This window comes from Leeuwenhoekiella parthenopeia (assembly GCF_020782115.1).
GTDB lineage: Bacteria > Bacteroidota > Bacteroidia > Flavobacteriales > Flavobacteriaceae > Leeuwenhoekiella > Leeuwenhoekiella parthenopeia.
The window spans coordinates 17324-33995 of the sequence record NZ_JAJGMW010000018.1 but is presented as its reverse complement, the minus strand read 5'-3'; the positions used below and the strand labels follow the sequence as shown (position 1 = coordinate 33995).

Here is a 16672-nt window from a genome sequence, read left to right as displayed (position 1 = left end):
TTAAAAACCTCAAATTAATACGTTTTGGATTCAACAACGCATTCACAAGCTATAGACACAAAAATACCGGCGGCTAACCCTGCCGGAGCAAAACTCGTACTGGCCTACAGCGGTGGTCTTGATACCAGCTATTGCGCTAAATACCTTTCTGCCGATAAAGGCTATGAAGTACACGCGGTAAGCATCAATACCGGAGGCTTTTCGCAGGAAGAAATCAACGAAATCGAATCAAAGGCTCTAAAAATCGGAGCTAAGACCTATAAAAACATTCAGGCGGTTGACCGCTTTTACGATAAGGTGGTGAAGTATTTGATTTACGGGAACATCCTTAAAAACAATACCTATCCACTTTCGGTAAGTGCCGAACGTATCATTCAGGCCGTTGAGATTATCAATTATGCCAAATCAATAGGTGCCAAATATGTGGCACACGGCAGTACCGGCGCGGGTAACGATCAGGTGCGTTTTGATATGATCTTTCAAACTTTGGCCCCCGAAATAGAAATCATCACCCCTATACGGGATTTACAGCTTTCGCGCGAAGCGGAAATAGAATACTTAAAAAGCCACGGCGTAGAAATGGCCTGGGAGAAAGCCAAGTATTCGGTAAACCGCGGACTTTGGGGAACCAGCGTTGGCGGTAGTGAAACCCTGACTTCACACAAAGGTCTGCCGGAATCGGCTTACCCATCGCAAGTTCAAAAAAGTGAAGCTGAGCAGGTGACTCTGACTTTTGAAAAAGGAGAACTCAAAGCCGTAAATGGCAAGACCGGAACTCCGGTAGAAAATATTGAAGCCCTGCAAAAGCTGGCTGCTCCTTATGGAATTGGCCGGGATATTCACGTAGGCGATACCATTATCGGGATCAAAGGTCGGGTAGGTTTTGAAGCTGCTGCGCCTCTGATCATCATCAAAGCGCATCATTTGCTGGAGAAGCATACGCTTACCAAATGGCAAATGCAGCATAAAGACTATTTATCTAATTTCTACGGAATGCACCTGCACGAAGGGCAGTATCTCGATCCTGCAATGCGCAATATGGAAGCCTTTTTGACCGATAGTCAGAAAAATGTTTCGGGTGAGGTGTATATCACCCTGCAGCCGTATCGCTTTACGCTGGAAGGAATTAAATCTGAACATGATTTGATGAATGCTTCTTTTGGAGCCTACGGCGAAATGAACAAAGGATGGACCGCCGAAGATGCCAAAGGTTTTATCAAAATCACCGGTAACCAGAATAAGATTTACAACCACGTAAACGGAAACTCATGATCAAAGCCGGAATAGTTGGAGGAGCCGGATACACTGCAGGAGAACTGCTGCGTATTTTGCTCAACCATCAATATGTTGAATTGAGCTTTGTCTACAGTACCTCAAATGCAGGAAATCTGTTGAGTGACGTGCATCAGGATTTACTGGGAAGTACACACCTGCGTTTTTCGGGAACTATTGATTTTGACGTGGATGTGGTTTTTTTATGCCTGGGTCACGGAAATTCGAAAGCTTTTTTAGAAGAAAACCAGTTTACCGAAAGCACTATCATCATTGATTTAAGCAATGATTTTCGCCTCAAACTCGATGCGGAGTTTCAGGGCCGCGAGTTCGTTTACGGTCTCACCGAATTAAACCGCGATGCTATTAAGCAAGCCGGTTCCATCGCAAATCCGGGTTGTTTTGCAACGGCTATTCAGTTGGCTTTGCTTCCTTTGGCCGATGCCAAAAAAATAAAGTCAGACGTGCACATCAATGCGGTAACCGGTGCCACCGGGGCAGGAACTTCGCTTTCAGCAACTACGCATTACACCTGGCGTGATAACAATTTTTCGTATTACAAGCCTTTTACGCATCAGCATATGGGCGAAATCAACCAGACGGTAAAGCAATTACAGGGAGCGTTTGATAACGAAATTTTCTTTTTGCCGAATCGCGGTAATTTTTCACGGGGGATTTTCGCAACGGCATACACCTCTTTTGAGGGCGATCTGGCTGAAGCGAAAAAGATCTACGAGGATTTTTATGCCGATGCACCATTCACCTTTATTTCAGATTCTGAAGTACATATGAAACAGGTGGTGAATACAAACAAGTGTCTGATTCACCTGCACAAGCACGGCAATCAGTTGCTCATCACGAGTTGCATCGATAACCTGCTTAAAGGAGCATCAGGACAGGCGGTAGAAAATATGAATTTGATTTTTGGCCTTCCGCAAACCGAAGGTTTAAATTTAAAAGGGAGTTATTTTTAGGCCCCCAAACCCCCAAAGGGGATTTTAAATCTGTTTTACTATTACAAAAAATAAAACAGAGATATAAGAATTTTGAAATAAGAAATGAACCAAACTCCCTTCTCCTTTGGGAGAAGGGTTGGGGATGAGGATCGAAAGATTTCCGTCTTCACGGAAATGAAAATAGAATTTTAAAAATAAATCCAACTCCCCTCTCTCCCGAAGCTTCGGGAGAGAGGGGCTGGGGGTGAGGATTAAGAGATTCCCGCCTGCGCGGGAATGATAAAAAGACTGTATAGATGAAAATAGCAATTATAGGAACCGGTAACCTGGGTTTGGCAATAGCCAAAGGTTTAATCACCAATAACGCGATCACCACGCTGTATATGACCAGGCGTAATCCGGCTACGATTGAGTCGTATGCCGAGTACAAGAATGTTTTTGTGACTTCAGATAACCTGGAGGCGGTGCAGAAATCAGACATTCTCATTTTTGCAGTGCAACCGGCACAATTGGCAAAGATTCTTCACGATATCAAAGACGAACTTACCGATAAGCACGTGCTGATCTCGACCATTACCGGCTACGCGATTTCGCAGATTGAAGCCATTGTGGGTACCGATCAGTTTATCATTAGAGCAATGCCGAATACCGCGATTGCTGTTGGAGCCTCGATGACCTGCCTGGCCAGTAATGAAAAGGGAATGAAACGCATAAAAGTAGCTGAAGCGATTTTCAATCGTTTGGGAAATAGTCTGATCATTCCCGAAAATCAAATGCAGGCCGCGACTGTGGTTTGCGCAAGCGGAATTGCCTTCTGGATGCGCCTTATACGCGCAACGACGCAGGCTGCGATTCAATTAGGCTTTGATGCGCACGAAGCTCAGGAACTGGCGATGCATACCTGTAACGGTGCGTCAAAATTGCTTATCGAATCGGGTAACCATCCGGAAGAAGAAATAGACCGTGTAACCACTCCAAAAGGCTGTACGATTGAAGGACTTAACGAGATGGAACATAAAGGCCTCAGTTCATCACTGATACAGGGAATGGTAGCCTCATTCAATAAAATTAACGTGATTAAAACCGACCAGAAATAATGAGTTTATTTGATGTTTATCCGTTATACGATGTAACTCCGGTTAAGGCTCAGGATGTTTGGGTTTACGATGCCACACCCACTAAATATCTGGATTTGTACGGGGGTCACGCAGTGATTTCCATCGGTCATGGGCATCCCAAATATGTGGAGAATCTTACCAAGCAACTTCACGATATCGGTTTTTACAGCAACGCGGTGCACAATCCCTTGCAGGAGGCTTTGGGCGAAAAACTACCCGCTCAGGCCAATACACCCGGCTATCAGTTGTTTATGTGCAGTAGTGGGGCAGAAGCAAACGAGAATGCCCTGAAAATGGCCTCTTTCGTAACCGGAAGAAAAAAAGTTGTCGCCTTTAACAACAGCTTTCACGGAAGAACTTCAGCAGCAGTTGCAGCCACCGATAATCCTAAAATTGTAGCGCCTATAAACGCGCAGCAGGAGGTCGAATTTTTACCTCTTGGAGATCTGGATGCTTTGGCAGCGGTTTTGGCTAAGGAAGATGTGTGTGCGGTGATTGTTGAATTTATTCAGGGTGTAGGCGGTCTGGATATCAGCACGGCTGAATTCTACGAAGGTGTTGACAAACTCTGTAAACAAACCGGAACCTGCCTTATCGCCGATGAAGTACAGGCAGGTTTTGGCCGTACCGGAAAGTTCTTTGCTTTTCAGGAATACAACGTAGAGCCGGAGCTGATTTCAATGGCCAAAGGTATGGGTAACGGCTTTCCGGTAGGAGGGATTTTGATTCACCCATCCATAAAGGCTGAATATGGAATGCTGGGTACCACTTTTGGCGGAAATCACCTGGCCTGTGCCGCAGCTTTAACCGTGCTTGAAGTATTGGAAGAAGAAAATCTGATAGCTAATGCCCTGCGTGTTTCCGAGCATTTTAAGGCCAAAACCTTAGATATTCCGCAGATAAAAAACGTAAAAGGCCGTGGCCTGATGCTGGGTCTGGAATTTGATTTTGATACGGCTGCCATCCGCAAAAAACTGATTTACGATCAGCATATTTTTACAGGAAGCGCTAAAAACAAAAACCTGATTCGTATTCTACCGCCATTGACGATTCAAAACGAACAAATCGATCAGTTTTTTGAAGCATTAAAAATAGAATTGGATAAAATGTAAATAGCATGTTAGTCTGTCCCGATAGCTATCGGGACAGTTTGACAGAAAATATAAACAAATTAGTAACATAGTACTACTCAAACCCCCTCTCCTTTGGAGAGGGCTGGGGAGAGGACAAAGCAGAGATTTCGGCTGCACATTATAAACCTGACAGGAATCAACAAATGAAAAAATACACCGGATTAGACGACATTACCGATCTAAAAGAATTAATCGCGGAAGCCCGCGAAATCAAGAAAAACCCCTATGCTTTTGAACATTTAGGAAAACGCAAACGCTTAGTAATGTTGTTTTTCAATTCCAGTTTGCGCACGCGCCTCAGCACAGAGAAAGCCGCCTGCAACCTGGGGATGGATGTTACGGTGATGAATTTTAACAGCGATGCCTGGAAGCTCGAGTTTGAAGATGGTACCGTGATGAACGCAGACACCTCCGAGCACATTAAAGAAGCCGCACAGGTCATTTCCCAATACGGAGATGTAATCGCGGTGCGCGCCTTTCCAACCCTTACCGATAAGGCCAAGGACGAAAGCGAGTATGTGATTTCAAGTTTTGAAAAATATGCTTCGGTGCCTGTTGTCAATATGGAAAGTGCCACGGCGCATCCGCTTCAGGCGCTGGCCGATGCGATTACGATAACCGAACTTTCGCAGCAATCCAAACCTAAAGTGGTTCTCAGCTGGGCGCCACATCCCAAGGCCTTGCCGCACGCGGTGGCCAATTCGTTTATCGGGATGATGCAGAAGATGGATGTGGATTTTACCATCACACATCCAAAAGGTTATGAGTTGAGTGCCGATGTTGTCAAGGATTCTAAGGTTGTTTACGATCAGGATGAAGCTTTGAAAGATGCCGATTTCGTTTACGTAAAAAACTGGAGTAATTATAAAGAATACGGAAAAGTTGTAGCCACCCCGGAAACCCATTCAGACTGGATGATCACTTCCGAAAAATTGGGAACTGCACAATTTATGCATTGCCTGCCGGTGCGTCGCAATGTCATTGTGGCTGATGAGGTTTTGGATGGCGACCAGTCGGTGGTTATTGAGCAGGCCAACAACCGTACGTTTTCGGCACAGGTGGTGCTGAAAAGGATATTGGAAAATTTAGCCCCCCATCCCCCAAAGGGGGAGTTAAAAGCCACTAGTTATGAAAACTAAATCAGTACCCCCTTCGGGGGCTAGGGGGCTTAACGTCGTCAAAGTAGGTGGAAACATCATCGAGAAAGAAGAAGATTTACAGGCTTTTTTAGATGCGTTTTCGGCTTTGCCCGAACCTAAAATTCTGGTTCACGGCGGAGGAAAGTTAGCTACTCAACTGGCAGAGCGTCTCGAGATCCCGGTACAAATGATTAACGGGCGTCGCATTACCGATGCCGAGACGGTTGAGGTCATCACCATGGTTTACGGCGGTAAAGTCAATAAAAGCATTGTAGCCGGCCTACAGGCACGGGATTGCAATGCGATTGGATTTTCGGGAGCTGATGGAAATACGATTCTTTCAGTTAAGCGGCCCGTTAAAGAGGTAGATTTTGGTTTTGTGGGTGATGTGGTAGGCGTAAATGCCAAACTAATCCGTGAGCTCACCCAAATAGGGATTACCCCGGTTTTCTGCGCCATCACGCACGACGGCAAAGGACAGCTGCTCAATACCAATGCCGATACCATTGCGTGTGAACTCGCAATCGGGCTGTCTGAATATTATGAGGTAACGCTCAATTATTGCTTTGAAAAAGCAGGTGTTTTACTGGATATTCAGGACGAAAACTCGGTTGTCAAAGATATAGATACAAAGAAATATGCCGATTTGCTGAAAGACGGTATTATCGCAGACGGTATGCTGCCCAAACTGGAAAACTGCTTTTACGCCCTAAAAGGCGGCGTTCACAAAGTGCAACTGGGCAAGCCGGAGATGCTGCACCATACAACTATTAATTTTACAACCTTACGACTGTAATGAGCATAGAAAGACTTACGCAAGAGGCGATAGAATTATTAAAAAACCTGATTTCAACGCAGTCTTTTTCTTCAGAAGAAGAAGGAACGGCTGCACTTATTGAAAACTGGTTTAAAGCGCACGACATACCCTTTAAGCGCCAGGCAAACAATATATGGGCGACCAACAAGCATTTTACGGAAGGTAAAACGACTTTACTGCTTAACAGCCATCACGATACCGTGCAACCCAATAACGGCTATACCCGAAATCCCTACAGTCCGGATATAGAAGACGGCAAGTTGTATGGGCTAGGAAGCAATGATGCGGGAGGATGTTTGGTATCGCTAATCGCAACGTTTACGTATTTCTACGCGCAGGAAAACCCAAAATACAATCTGATTATCGTTGCCAGTGGCGAGGAAGAAAGCAGCGGGTCTAACGGGCTCAACAGTATGCTTAAGGTGATTCCTCCTGTTGATGTGGCGATTGTGGGCGAACCTACGTTGATGAATCTGGCTATCGCCGAAAAAGGTCTGGTGGTATTTGATGCGAAAGTGCTGGGTACTCCGTCACACGCCGCACATCCTAACGAAAACAATGCGATTTACAATTGCATCCCCGTATTGCAGTGGTTTAAAGAGTATACTTTTGAGAAAGTCTCGGAAGCCCTGGGAGCGGTAAAAATGACCGTGACGCAGATCAAAGCCGGAAAACAACACAACGCAGTTCCGGCAGATGTGGAACTGGTTATTGATGTTCGGGTTAACGATCAATACAGCAATCAGGAAATAGCCGATTTGCTAAAGGCCGAAGCGCCTTGCGATTCGATTGTACCGCGCAGTCTGCGGTTGAATTCATCTTCCATACCAAAAGATCACGAACTCGTAAAAGCCGGTATCGCATTGGGTAGAAGTACGTACGGTTCGCCAACTTTGAGCGATCAGGCGGTGTTGAGCTGCCCTTCACTCAAACTCGGACCCGGCGACAGCACCCGTTCGCACAGCGCAAACGAGTTCATCTACGTCGCGGAGATTGAAGAAGGCATTCAGATTTATATAGATTTGCTGAAAAGCATTCTGTAGGCCCCCTAACCCCCGAAGGGGGAATGACTAGCGGGAATAGAAATAATACTAACACAGGTTCAATCGCTGGCGATTGAATATTAAATTTAATTCTTGGTGCTTTCGTCCCCCCTTTGGGGTTAGGGGGCTCGGGGTCAGGGGAGGACAAGATTCCCGCCTTCACGGGAATGTAAAAATTAGATTATGAAACTTTGGGATAAAGGAGCAAACATAGACGATAAGATCATCCGTTTTACGGTAGGTAATGACCGGGAAATCGATGCGCATATTGCGAAATACGATGTACAGGCATCACGTGCACACGTGAAAATGCTGAATAAAATTGGCATTCTGACTGATCAGGAGCTTAAAGATTTGTTGCCCCAGCTCGATATTCTGGAGGCACATACGCAGAACCCCGATTTCTTTATCGAACCGGAATACGAGGATATTCACTCGAAGCTGGAAGCCGAATTAACGCTTATTCTGGGCGAAACCGGAAAAAAAGTACATACGGCACGCTCACGTAACGATCAGGTGCTGGTGGCATTGCAATTGTATTATAAAGAGCAGTTGCAGCAAATTAAGGCGCGTACGGTTTCGCTTTTTGAAACGCTGATGTATTTGGGCGAAACGCACAAAGATCAATTGCTTCCGGGATATACGCATCTGCAGGTGGCTATGCCCAGCAGTTTCGGACTTTGGTTTAGCGCTTATGCCGAATTGCTCATCGACGATACCATCCTCATCAATGCCACGCAGGATATTGTAGATCAAAATCCACTGGGTTCTGCGGCGGGATACGGGAGTTCGTTTCCGATTGACCGCGAGATGACCACCAAAGAATTGGGCTTTACCACGATGAAATACAATGTGGTTGCCGCGCAGATGGCTCGTGGTAAAAGCGAGCGTACGCTGGCCTCTACTTTAGGAAGTTTGGCGAACACCCTTTCGCGCTTTGCGATGGATGTATGTCTGTATATGAGCCAGAATTTTGGCTTTGTAAGCTTCCCCGAGCAGTTAACTACCGGCAGCAGCATTATGCCGCACAAGAAAAATCCCGATGTGTTTGAATTGATACGCGGTAAGTGCAATAAAATTCAGGCTTTGAGTACCGAAATGATTTTGATTACAAACAACCTGCCCAGCGGTTACCATCGCGATTATCAGTTGCTCAAAGAAAATACCATCAATGCGGTGGAGTCTATGAAAGACATTCTCGAAATCTTTGATTATGCCATCAGTCAGGTGCAGGTTAAAGAGATTGACCTGAATGACGAGAAGTACAAATACCTGTTTACCGTAGACAGTATTAATGATCTTGTGGTTGAAGGCAAGTCGTTTCGCGAAGCCTATCAGGAAATAGGAGGACAGGTGCAGGCCGGTACCTATAAGCCCGAGCCGGGTAAAAAGCATACGCACCTGGGGAGCATTCACAACCCCGGTTTCGATGAAATCAGGGCTAAAATGCGCAAGGTTTCAACCGCTTTGAATATCAAATAAGCGGAAGTCGCTGTCACAGATAATTCAATAAATTCTTTAACAGGCCTTTTTATTATCGAAAAGGCCTGTTTTATTTTGTGCTTTTGTCAATTTGAAACGGTGTATTTTGTTTCTTTAATAAAAATGCTACTCAACCAACTAAATCGATAAACTTTTTTAGTCTGTTCATTGTAGGAGATTATTCCTTCCCATACTTTTGCTGCATCTTTTTCAAGATATTATGAAGGTAGCCCTTTCTATTTTCAGTTTACTTCTGGCCGGAATTCTAAACATTTCCGGATGGGCATTTATACCTCAGGAAGCATCAGATTCGGCCTGTATATTTGAAGAGCAGGTTCAGGAAAATGCCAGTAATGCCGGTTTTCATTACAACCCCAATCATAAAGAACATACCGAATACAAAGTTGCCGAGTTTGAGATCGAGGAAGATTCAGAAAAAGTTTCCCGATCCAAACAGGTTCGATTTACCCAACCGGTCATTACCGGTTCTCAACTGGAAGGGGTTTGTAATTTTCACCTAAACCTTCCCTTTACTCCAACACGGGCCCGTGCAAATCTTGCCGGTGCCGTAAAGCCGTATATCCTTTTTCAGGTATTCAGACTTTGATTTAAAACTTAAGCTCGCGCTCGCGGGCTAAACGCATTTTCTGTAACTGGTTTACCTCACACTATAGCAGACCAGGCAGGGAATTCTGTGTCTTTTCCATTAGGGAAGAGCACCTCACATCAAATCATTTATCGTAAAACTAAAAATCTCATGAAAAGAATTCTCATGATGCTAGGCCTGGGTGCGCTTTTGTTGCACGTAAGCTGCAAATCTGAACACCACAAAGAAGAAGAAAAAACCACTTTTTTAGTCACCAACCCCATTAAATTAGATACGGTAATCACCAAAGATTACGTAGCGCAAATACAATCAAGCCGCCACATTGAACTGCGTGCTCAGGAGCGCGGTTACCTTCAGAAAATATTTGTAGATGAAGGTCAGGCCGTTAAAAAAGGGCAGTTGCTGTTTCAAATTATGCCCAAATTGTATGAAGCCGAAATGCAAAAAGCCAAAGCCGAAGCGCGTTTCGCAGAGATTGAATATGAAAACACCAAGAAGCTTGCCGACAGCAATATTGTTGCGCCAAACGAACTGGCAATGGCTAAAGCCAAACTGCAAAAAGCCAATGCCGAATTGTCCCTGTCTCAGGTACATCTCGAGTTCACGCAGATCAGAGCACCTTTTGACGGTATCGTAGACCGCTTTCACGTAAGACTGGGAAGTCTGGTAGATGAAGGCGAGTTGCTTACCAGTCTGTCTGATAATAATATTATGTGGGTATATTATAATGTTCCCGAAGCCGAATATCTGGATTATCAGAGCAATTTAACCACTGCTGAAAAGCCAGAGGTTAAGCTTTTGATGGCTAACAATGCCTACTTTAAACACCCCGGAATCGTAGAAACCATTGAAGCGGATTTCAATAACGAGACCGGAAACATTCCGTTTAGGGCGACGTTCCCAAATCCTGAAGGTCTGCTGAGACATGGGGAAACCGGTAATGTGCACGTTACCATTCCACTTAAAGATGCTTTGCTGATTCCGCAGAAATCCACCTTTGAGGTACTCGATAAAAAATATGTTTTTGTGATAACCGAAGAAGGCATCGTGAAATCACGGGAAGTACAGATCGCTAACGAAATGCCGCATCTCTATGCAATTGCTTCCGGTCTTTCTCCCAAAGACAAAATCCTGCTGGAAGGCTTAAGACTGGTACGTGAAAATGAGCAGATAGCATTTGAGGTAAAAGATCCCAAGACGGTACTAACCGATTTAGATCTGTACGCCGAGTAATCTCACCCCAAAAACACAAAACATGTTTAGTAAATTCATAAAGCGACCTGTATTTGCGATCGTAATCTCGATTATGATTGTCTTTGTAGGTGCGTTATCTATAAAACAACTGCCTATTTCGCAGTTTCCGCAGATTGCCCCTACCACAGTAAACATCTTTATCGCCTATCCCGGTGCGAGTGCAGATGTACTGGTAAAATCAACCCTCATTACCCTCGAAAATGCGATCAACGGGGTGCAGGATATGCGCTATATGGCTACCGATGCGACCAGTGCCGGTGAAGCCACCCTGCGTATCATTTTTGAACCCGGCGTTGACCCCAACGATGCGGTGGTTCGTGTGAAAACCCGGGTTGACCAGGTTATGCCATTGCTGCCCGAACTGGTGCAGCGCGAAGGGGTGATCATTACACCCATTCAGCCCAGTATGTTGATGTACGTAAACCTGTACTCTAAAGACAAGAGTATGGATGAAAAATTTCTCTACAACTATGCTGATGTCAAGATGATCCCGGAGATCAACCGTCTTAAAGGGATCGCGCGTTCACAGATTTTGGGTAGCCGTCGTTATGCGATGCGGGTTTGGTTAAACCCCGACCGTATGCGGGCTTATAATATTTCGGTGGAAGATGTAATGGAAGCCATGCAGGAGCAGAGCGTGGTAGGTCGTCCCGGGCGTTTGGGACAGAGTTCGGGTATTGAAGCCCAGTCTTTAGAATATGTATTGACCTATAAAGGGCGTTTCAACGAGCCCGAAGAATACGAGAATATCATTTTAAGAGCTAATGCCGAAGGAGAAAGTATTCGTTTAAAAGATGTAGGTACCGTAGCTCTGGGTAGCGAATTCTTCGATATTTATTCCAATCAGGACGGGCATCCTTCCGCAGCGATTGTATTGAAACAAAACTACGGCAGTAACGCGAGTGAAGTTATTGAGGAGGTAAAGGAAAAACTGAAGGAACTCGAAGCCGATTTCCCTCCGGGAATGGAATACAGCATCAGCTACGATGTATCCAAATTCCTCGATTCTTCGATAGAGCAGGTGGTAGACACCCTGCGCGATGCGTTTATTCTGGTTGCCCTGGTGGTATTTATATTCCTGGGCGATTGGCGCTCTACACTGATCCCGATCATCGCCGTGCCGGTATCGCTCATCGGAGCATTCTTTGTGATTCAGTTTTTTGGACTCTCCATAAACCTGGTGACGCTATTTGCTTTGGTACTTGCCATCGGTATTGTGGTCGATGACGCGATTGTGGTGGTAGAGGCGGTGCACGCCAAGTTTGAGCAGTACCCTACAATCACGCCCTATCAGGCGGTGAAGCGGGTTTTGGGCGAAATCACCGGCGCGATTATCGCAATTACCGGGGTGATGGTTTCGGTATTCTTACCCATTTCGTTTATGTCTGGCCCTGTGGGGACTTTCTACAGGCAGTTCTCGATCACGATGGCGAGTTCGATTGTGATTTCGGCATTGATCGCATTGACGCTCACTCCGGTATTGTGTGCGATGTTGCTCAAAAATCACCATGCCAAGCCGCATAAACAAAATATACTCACCCGTTCGCTTGATAAATTCAACCACGTGTTTGACAAACTCACCGGAAAGTATGTGGCTCTACTACGCCGAATTGTAAGTCTGAGATGGCTCACTTTTGCGGTACTTCTGGTATTTTGTGCCGGGATTTACTGGCAGAGTCAGGTATTGCCTTCGGGCTTTATCCCCAGTGAAGATCAGGGTACCATTTACGCAATTATTCAGACGCCTCCCGGAGCGACCTTAGAGCGAACCAACAAGGTTTCTCAGGAACTTCAGAAAATCTGTGAGGACATTGAAGGTGTTGAATCGGTTTCATCTCTTGCGGGTTATGAGATTATGACCGAAGGTCGCGGTTCTAACGCCGGTACCTGTTTGATCAACCTCAAACCCTGGCATGATCGGGATCACGATGTGAAAGAAATCATGGAAGAGCTCGAAGAAAAATCAAAAGGTCTGGGTGCGGTAATCGAGTTTTTTGAACCCCCTGCGATTCCCGGTTTTGGTTCATCAGGTGGTTTCTCCTTACGTCTTTTAGATAAAAACACAGAGACCGATTATCAGGATTTTGACAAAATAAACCAAAAGTTTCTTGACGATTTAAAAGCCCGTCCCGAACTCACCGGTCTCTTTACCTTTTTCGCAGCAAACTATCCCCAGTATGAACTCGAGGTAGACAACGATCTGGCAATGCAAAAAGGGGTGACCATTGGTAAGGCGATGGAGAATCTGGATATCATGATTGGTAGTACTTACGAGCAGGGTTTCATCAAGTTTAACCGCTTCTTTAAGGTTTATGTGCAATCTGACCCCCAGTATCGAAGATTGCCCAGCGATGTACTCAATATGTATGTGAAAAATGATGAGGGCGAGATGGTTCCGTATTCGGCGTTTATGAAGCTGAAAAAGACCCAGGGACCCAACGAGGTTACCCGGTACAATATGTACAATTCTGCCGCAATCAGAGGTTTGCCAGCTAAAGGCTATTCTACCGCAGATGCGATTGACGCGATCAAAGAAGTGGCGGCAACCAGCCTGCCCAGAGGTTATGACATCGCCTGGGAAGGTTTGTCTTATGACGAGGCCGGCCGCGGTAATGAGTCGGTGTTCATATTCCTCATCGTACTGGTCTTTGTGTACTTTGTACTGGCAGCACAATACGAGAGTTTTATCATCCCGATGGCGGTGGTGTTCTCGTTGCCTGTGGGAGTTTTTGGTTCGTTCTTTTTGCTGAAATTGATGGGACTCGAAAATGACATTTATGCACAAATCGGTCTTATCATGCTGGTGGGTCTGCTGGGTAAAAACGCGGTGCTTATCGTGGAATTTGCCGTGCTGAAACGTTCTGAAGGTGCTTCGATACTGGAAGCAGCCATAGAAGGAGCCCGGGTGCGTTTCAGACCTATTTTGATGACTTCGTTTGCGTTTATCGCCGGGTTGATCCCGCTTATTTTGGCAAGTGGAGCCGGAGCGATAGGTAACCATACCATCGGGGCTTCGGCTTTGGGAGGGATGCTGTTTGGAACTATTTTCGGGGTGATTATCGTTCCCGGTTTGTATTTCATTTTTTCTTCTCTTGCCGATGGGCGAAAACTCATCAGAGATGAAGAAGATCATTCGCTTACCGAAGGTTTCGTTCACGAAATAGACACATTCACAAAATCTGAAGATGATAATTATGATAAGTAATCGTTATAAATCCCTATACGTTCCCATCCTGCTTTTAATTTTAGCTTTTTCAAGCTGTAAAGCACCGGGACTGATAGAAAAAGACGTTGATCTGAGCGCGCTTCCGAAGCAATACGCCGGGAAAATGCAGCGCGATACGACCAATACTGCGCTTATAAACTGGAAGGCGTACTTTACCGATCCGTATTTGGCGAAGCTGATTGATTCTGCTTTGGTACACAATCAGGAACTGAATATGATGCTTCAGGAAATCGCGATTTCGAAGTCTGAAATTCGGGCCCGAAAAGGGGAATATCTGCCTTTTGTAGGTTTTGGGGCAGCCGCCGAAACTGAAAAAGTGGGTCGTTACACCAGTCAGGGAGCTAATGATGCCAATACTGAGATCAAAGAAGGTGTTGAATTTCCGGAGCCCTTGCCTAATTATAAATTTGGGCTTCAGGCGACCTGGGAATTGGATATCTGGGGTAAGTTACGCAATGCGAAAAAAGCGGCGGTACTCAATTACCTGTCCAGTGTTGAAGGTCGAAACTTTATGGTTACCCAGCTGGTAGGTGAGATCGCACAGTCGTATTACGAGCTGCTGGCGTTGGATAATCAGCTGGCAATCGTAAACCGAAACATCGAAATTCAGGGCAATGCCTTTCGAATTGTAAAACTTCAGAAGGAAGCGGCTAAAGCGACCGGACTGGCCGTAAGTAAGTTTGAAGCTGAAGTTTTGTCCACACGCAGCCTGCAGTATGAAATTCAGCAAAAGATTACCGAAACGGAAAACCGAATCAATTTTCTGGTAGACCGTTTTCCACAACCTGTGGAGCGGACTGCGGTTTCATTTATGGACATCAGGCCCGCGATGCTAAACGCCGGTATTCCTGCCCAATTGCTTGAAAACCGAACCGATGTAAAACAGGCCGAACTCGCTTTACAAGCGGCTAAACTCGATGTTAAGGTAGCCAAGGCTAGGTTTTATCCTTCTCTGGGGATTTCGGCAGGTGTGGGCTTTGAAGCTTTTAAGCCTCAATTTTTGTTGAATTCGCCCGAGTCGCTGTTGTACTCGATAGCGGGCGAACTCACCGCTCCGTTGATCAACCGAAACGAGATTAAGGCTGCCTATATAGGTGCCAATGCGAAGCAGGTTCAGGCGGTTTATGAGTATGAGCAAACCGTGTTGAATGCCTATATCGAAGTGGCCAATCAGCTTGCAAAAGTTTCCAATCTGGAGAAAAGTTATGATTTAAAGACGCAAGAGGTAGAAGCGCTTAACCGCTCGGTGGATATCGCGGGGCAGCTTTTTGGCTCTGCCCGTGCAGATTATATGGAAGTATTGATGACCCAGCGCGATGCTTTAGAATCCAATTTTGATTTGGTTGAGACCAAAGTCGCCCAGCTTAATGCCTATGTACAGTTGTATCAGGCACTAGGCGGTGGCTGGAACTAAAATTTGATTAGTGTTGAGGAGGTTGTTGACTTTTCACCCCTAAAAATAGAAGTCAATAAACCTGAACCGCCCGGATGTGACGTCCCGGGCGGTTTTTTTTGGCCTCATCCCCAATCCTTCTCCATCCCGATAGCTATCGGGAGAGAAGGGAGCTCAACAGGTACTACTTGTCGTATTTCTGATTTCATATTTCCGCGTTGGTATTTTGTATTTTCAGAACTTGGCTGATGCGATTTCTCCCTGCGGTCGAAATGACGACAACTAAATGAGAACAATCTCAAACTCCTGTCTTCCCGAGCGCAGTCGAGGGGCTTGATTTAGACTATTTTTGTTTGGTACACGTTAGCTTTAAAAATACCCGTTATGTCAAATTTTGTAGCAAAAGATTCTATCGTGCGTAAAATCTGGGGAACCAGTGATACGGTTCTGCTCATTTTTGCTGGTGCTGCTGCCGAATTTGCGTTGAATAAAGCTGTAGACTGGTTGTATTTTACAGGGAAACTTCCGGCAGACCCTTTGGGGCGTTTATTTTCGACGGTGACTTATGCGCGCAGCATTATTTTTGCAGAAGAGACCCGGGCGTATCAAACCATTGATTCCATCTATCACATTCATAAAGCAGTAGAGCAGGAGCGCTCGGCGCAAATTCCCGATTGGGCCTACCGTGATGTGCTGTTTATGCTCATTCATTATTCAATTGCTTCTTTTGAAGTTTTAGAACGAAAACTTACCGCTAACGAAAAGCAGGAGGTTTACGATGTATTTTACCGGTTTGGGAAGCGCATGCAACTCGAAGATTTGGCCACAGATTATGAAAGCTGGTTGCCGCAGCGTGAGGCGCATCTGAAAGAAAATCTCTATAAAAGTGATTATACGAAAGACTTATTCAAACAATACAAGAAACATTTGGGACCGGTGCGTTATACTATTTTAGTGGAAAGTCAAAAGCTTTTAGTACCAGAACCGGTAAGAAAACTGCTGGATTATTCCCGGTTTTCAGCGTTAGAGCCACTGATCCCGGTTTACAAATTAAGCCGAAAATTGAATGCAGATGCCCTGATCAAAACGTTGCTGCTTCCTAAAGACTACAAAGAGCAAATTGATGCTCTGAATGTAGCGGTTTAATAAAGTGTTTTGTGATAGAGAGGATTTTCTTCCAAACGACTGTTTCTGCTTAAAGAATAAAAAAAGAGCGATCTCAGACGAGTCGC

General features: G+C 45.3%; 13 protein-coding genes. All 13 read left to right on the top strand.

Annotated elements, in window-relative coordinates; genetic code table 11:
• Positions 1-63 precede the first annotated feature (63 nt).
• The 13 genes from argG (at position 64) to LLW17_RS13255 (ending at position 16586) form a co-directional block, all read left to right on the top strand.
• Positions 64-1272, top strand: coding sequence for an argininosuccinate synthase (gene argG, locus LLW17_RS13315; protein ID WP_228230835.1), 1209 nt, complete (start codon positions 64-66; stop codon positions 1270-1272).
• The gene (gene argC / locus LLW17_RS13310) at positions 1269-2246 is read left to right on the top strand and encodes an N-acetyl-gamma-glutamyl-phosphate reductase (RefSeq protein WP_228230782.1); all 978 of its coding nucleotides are present in this window, start codon (positions 1269-1271) and stop codon (positions 2244-2246) included. The genes argG and argC overlap by 4 nt, the downstream gene beginning before the upstream one ends.
• A gap of 278 nt (positions 2247-2524) precedes the next feature.
• Positions 2525-3325, top strand: a complete 801-nt coding sequence (gene proC / locus LLW17_RS13305; protein ID WP_228230781.1) for a pyrroline-5-carboxylate reductase — start codon at positions 2525-2527, stop codon at positions 3323-3325.
• Entirely contained in the window at positions 3325-4458 is a 1134-nt protein-coding gene (locus LLW17_RS13300; protein WP_228230780.1) for an aspartate aminotransferase family protein, read from the top strand. Before proC ends, LLW17_RS13300 begins: the two co-directional genes overlap by 1 nt.
• Positions 4459-4622: 164 nt before the next feature.
• Entirely contained in the window at positions 4623-5618 is a 996-nt protein-coding gene (locus LLW17_RS13295; protein ID WP_228230779.1) for an N-acetylornithine carbamoyltransferase, read from the top strand.
• Positions 5608-6414 carry an acetylglutamate kinase gene (gene argB / locus LLW17_RS13290; protein WP_228230778.1) on the top strand — a complete coding sequence of 269 codons (807 nt, stop codon included), beginning with the start codon at positions 5608-5610 and terminating at the stop codon, positions 6412-6414. The genes LLW17_RS13295 and argB overlap by 11 nt, the downstream gene beginning before the upstream one ends.
• Positions 6414-7478 carry a M20 family metallo-hydrolase gene (locus LLW17_RS13285; RefSeq protein WP_228230777.1) on the top strand — a complete coding sequence of 355 codons (1065 nt, stop codon included), beginning with the start codon at positions 6414-6416 and terminating at the stop codon, positions 7476-7478. Before argB ends, LLW17_RS13285 begins: the two co-directional genes overlap by 1 nt.
• Before the next feature lie 183 nt (positions 7479-7661).
• Positions 7662-8960: an argininosuccinate lyase gene (argH, locus tag LLW17_RS13280; RefSeq protein ID WP_228230776.1), complete on the top strand. Its 1299-nt coding sequence runs from the start codon at positions 7662-7664 to the stop codon at positions 8958-8960.
• A gap of 220 nt (positions 8961-9180) precedes the next feature.
• Positions 9181-9567, top strand: a complete 387-nt coding sequence (locus LLW17_RS13275; RefSeq protein WP_228230775.1) for a hypothetical protein — start codon at positions 9181-9183, stop codon at positions 9565-9567.
• Between the two features lie 150 nt (positions 9568-9717).
• On the top strand, positions 9718-10800 hold the full coding sequence (locus tag LLW17_RS13270; protein ID WP_228230774.1) for an efflux RND transporter periplasmic adaptor subunit: 1083 nt from the start codon (positions 9718-9720) through the stop codon (positions 10798-10800).
• 22 nt (positions 10801-10822) lie between these two features.
• On the top strand, positions 10823-14026 hold the full coding sequence (locus LLW17_RS13265) for an efflux RND transporter permease subunit (protein WP_228230773.1): 3204 nt from the start codon (positions 10823-10825) through the stop codon (positions 14024-14026).
• Complete coding sequence (locus LLW17_RS13260) at positions 14016-15461, top strand: TolC family protein (RefSeq protein WP_228230772.1); 1446 nt, start codon at positions 14016-14018, stop codon at positions 15459-15461. The genes LLW17_RS13265 and LLW17_RS13260 overlap by 11 nt, the downstream gene beginning before the upstream one ends.
• A 363-nt stretch (positions 15462-15824) precedes the next feature.
• Positions 15825-16586: an oxygenase MpaB family protein gene (locus LLW17_RS13255; protein WP_228230771.1), complete on the top strand. Its 762-nt coding sequence runs from the start codon at positions 15825-15827 to the stop codon at positions 16584-16586.
• The last annotated feature ends 86 nt before the right edge of the window (positions 16587-16672 follow it).

What these genes read in the sequence shown, in the direction of transcription:
- LLW17_RS13260 (WP_228230772.1), top strand. Translation starts at nt 14,016, where the DNA reads ATGATAAGTAATCGTTATAAATCCCTATACGTTCCCATCCTGCTTTTA.
- LLW17_RS13300 (WP_228230780.1), top strand. Translation starts at nt 3,325, where the DNA reads ATGAGTTTATTTGATGTTTATCCGTTATACGATGTAACTCCGGTTAAG.
- LLW17_RS13285 (WP_228230777.1), top strand. Translation starts at nt 6,414, where the DNA reads ATGAGCATAGAAAGACTTACGCAAGAGGCGATAGAATTATTAAAAAAC.
- proC (WP_228230781.1), top strand. Translation starts at nt 2,525, where the DNA reads ATGAAAATAGCAATTATAGGAACCGGTAACCTGGGTTTGGCAATAGCC.
- argH (WP_228230776.1), top strand. Translation starts at nt 7,662, where the DNA reads ATGAAACTTTGGGATAAAGGAGCAAACATAGACGATAAGATCATCCGT.
- LLW17_RS13270 (WP_228230774.1), top strand. Translation starts at nt 9,718, where the DNA reads ATGAAAAGAATTCTCATGATGCTAGGCCTGGGTGCGCTTTTGTTGCAC.
- argC (WP_228230782.1), top strand. Translation starts at nt 1,269, where the DNA reads ATGATCAAAGCCGGAATAGTTGGAGGAGCCGGATACACTGCAGGAGAA.
- LLW17_RS13275 (WP_228230775.1), top strand. Translation starts at nt 9,181, where the DNA reads ATGAAGGTAGCCCTTTCTATTTTCAGTTTACTTCTGGCCGGAATTCTA.
- LLW17_RS13265 (WP_228230773.1), top strand. Translation starts at nt 10,823, where the DNA reads ATGTTTAGTAAATTCATAAAGCGACCTGTATTTGCGATCGTAATCTCG.
- LLW17_RS13255 (WP_228230771.1), top strand. Translation starts at nt 15,825, where the DNA reads ATGTCAAATTTTGTAGCAAAAGATTCTATCGTGCGTAAAATCTGGGGA.
- argB (WP_228230778.1), top strand. Translation starts at nt 5,608, where the DNA reads ATGAAAACTAAATCAGTACCCCCTTCGGGGGCTAGGGGGCTTAACGTC.
- LLW17_RS13295 (WP_228230779.1), top strand. Translation starts at nt 4,623, where the DNA reads ATGAAAAAATACACCGGATTAGACGACATTACCGATCTAAAAGAATTA.